A 1,265-nucleotide genomic window follows, 5' to 3' on the forward strand; every position below is an offset into this window, starting at 1 on the left:
GGCTTTTTCACCCAATCCCTGTCCGACCGCGACCCGGAACTTTTCGGCTCGATCACATCCGAGCTGGGCCGCCAGCGCGATGAGATCGAGCTGATCGCGTCCGAGAACATCGTCTCTGCCGCCGTGATGGAGGCGCAGGGCTCGGTGATGACCAACAAATACGCCGAGGGCTATCCCGGTCGCCGCTATTATGGCGGCTGCCAGTTCGTCGATATCGCCGAGAATCTGGCCATTGACCGCGCCAAGGAACTGTTTGGCTGCGGCTTTGCCAATGTGCAGCCGAACTCTGGCTCTCAGGCCAACCAGGGCGTGTTTCAGGCCCTGATCCAGCCCGGCGACACCATTCTGGGCATGAGCCTGGATGCCGGTGGTCACCTGACCCACGGCGCCCGCCCGAACCAGTCGGGCAAGTGGTTCAACGCGGTGCAATATGGCGTCCGCAAAGAAGACAACATGCTGGACTATGATCAGGTCGAGGCGCTGGCGAAGGAACACCAGCCCAAGCTGATCATCGCCGGTGGCTCGGCCATCCCGCGTCAGATCGACTTTGCCCGCATGCGGGAAATCGCCGACATGGTCGGCGCGTATCTGCACGTGGACATGGCGCACTTTGCCGGTCTGGTGGCAGCGGGCGAACACCCCTCTCCTTTCCCGCATGCGCATGTGGCGACCACGACGACTCACAAAACCCTGCGTGGTCCGCGTGGGGGTATGATCCTGACCAATGATGAAGATATCGCTAAGAAAGTGAACTCGGCGATTTTCCCCGGCATTCAGGGCGGCCCGCTGATGCATGTGATCGCGGCCAAGGCCGTGGCCTTTGGCGAGGCGCTGCGGCCCGAGTTCAAAAGCTACATCCAGCAGGTCGTGACCAACGCGCAGGCGCTGTCGGACCAGCTGATCAAGGGCGGTCTGGACACGGTGACCCACGGCACCGACACCCATGTGGTGCTGGTCGATCTGCGGCCCAAGGGCGTCAAGGGCAACGCCACCGAAAAGGCTCTGGGCCGGGCGCATATCACCTGCAACAAGAACGGCGTGCCGTTTGACCCCGAAAAGCCGACCATCACGTCGGGCATCCGTCTGGGCAGCCCTGCGGGCACCACGCGCGGCTTCGGCGAGGTCGAATTCCGCCAGATCGCCGACTGGATCATCGAGGTTGTCGACGGTCTGGCCGCCAATGGCGAAGACGGCAACGGCGCCGTCGAGGCAAAGGTCAAGGCCGAGGTCGCTGACCTTTGTGCACGCTTCCCGATCTATCCGAA

Annotated in this window: 1 protein-coding gene; it reads left to right on the forward strand. The window is 62.8% G+C overall.

The genetic code is table 11. From position 1 onward, the window contains the following. A partial coding sequence (gene glyA, locus ACR0LW_RS21205; RefSeq protein ID WP_480884418.1) for a serine hydroxymethyltransferase occupies positions 1-1,265 on the forward strand: 1,265 nt, incomplete at both ends.

Source organism: Ruegeria sp. N4 (assembly GCF_056531425.1).